The sequence below is a fragment of the Streptomyces sp. SolWspMP-5a-2 genome (assembly GCF_900091845.1).
Taxonomy (GTDB): domain Bacteria; phylum Actinomycetota; class Actinomycetes; order Streptomycetales; family Streptomycetaceae; genus Streptomyces; species Streptomyces doudnae.
Genome location: NZ_FMCI01000212.1, coordinates 1 through 1,385, shown reverse-complemented (window position 1 = coordinate 1,385; position 1,385 = coordinate 1). Strand labels below are relative to the sequence as shown.

Genomic DNA, 1,385 nt, shown 5'->3' with positions numbered 1-1,385 from the left:
ACTCCCGAGGGGCGCCGCCGGTCGCGCCGGCCACCGCGGCGACGGGCGCCGCGGCGGCGGGGACGAGGGCGGGGAGGACGGCGGGCGCGGGCGGGGTCCACGTCGCCGCCCCGGCGAGGTCGCCCGTGGCCTCGGGCGCTCCCAGGTAGGAGATCAGGACGTCGCGCTGGGCGGAGACCATCTCCCGGCTCGCGCGCAGGAACTCGGCGATCAGCGCCTCGGGTCCGGCGGCGGGCGCGGACAGGGGGCTCGGGTGGGACAAGACGGCCTCCGTCACGGGGCGGGCGGGATGCAGGGCGTGGGGCGGGAGCGTGCCGGCGGCGCGGCGCAGCAGATGGCCGTCGACGGTGAACCCGGCCCGGCGCACGGAACCGGCGGTGGCGGGGTCGACGGCGTCGCGGCCGGTGAACAGCGGCCTGGTGCGCAACGCGACGCCGCTGACGGCGAGTTGGGCGAGGGCGGTGAGGAAGGCGGGGAGTCCGCCGTCGGGCACGCCCTCCAGCGGGACGGCGCGGTGCGGGCGGTCCCCGAGCACGTCACCGACCAGGCGGCTGAGGACCCGGCCGGGTCCGGCCTCCACGAAGACCCGCGCGCCCGCCTCGTACATCGCCTCGATCTGCTCGGCGAAGCGGACGGGGGAGCCGAGTTGGGCGACCAGTTCGGCGCGGATGCCCGCCGCGTCGTCCGGGTAGCGGGCGGCGGTGCGGTTGGCCCAGACCGGGAAGGCCGGTGCGGGCAGGTCGAGTCCGGCGAGGTGGGCGCCGAAGTCGTCCCCCGCCCCGGCGAGCAGCGGGCTGTGGAAGGCGCAGGCCACCGGGAGCGGCTTGGCGCTGTGCCCGGCGTCCCGCAGATGGGCGACGGCGGCGGTGACGGCCTCGGTCGGGCCCGAGACGACCGTCTGCCGGGGCGAGTTGTGGTTGGCGGCGACCACGTCGGCGTCGAGCCCCGCCAGCCGCAGCACCTCCTCGACCTGCTCGGCCGGGGCGGTGACGGCGGCCATGGTGCCGGGGTCGTCGGTGGGGACCCGGCCGAGGACGGCCTCGGCGCGGGCGGCGCTCGCGGCGAGCAGTTCGCCGGGTGTGAGGACCCCGGCGGCGGCCAGCGCGGCGAGTTCGCCGTAGCTGTGGCCGCCCGCCATCGCGGGGCGCACCCCGAGCGAGGTGAGCAACTCGGTGGCGGCGAGCGCGGTGATGCCGAGGGCGGGCTGCGCGACGGCGGTGTCGGTGATCCGGGCCTTGGCGCGGGCCGCGGCGCCGTCGTCGAGGGCGGCGGGCGGGAAGAGCGCGTCGACCCAGCGGGCGCCCCGGTGCAGCACGTGGTGGAGGGCGGGGAAGGCGGTGAACAGCGCCGCGAGCATGCCGGGGCGCTGGCTGCCCTGGCCGGGG

The 1,385-nt window shown here is 79.0% G+C and carries 1 protein-coding gene; it reads right to left on the bottom strand.

The features are described 5' to 3' along the window. The coding region (locus GA0115242_RS21625; protein ID WP_141721704.1) for an acyltransferase domain-containing protein at positions 1-1,385 on the bottom strand (1,385 nt) is incomplete at both ends.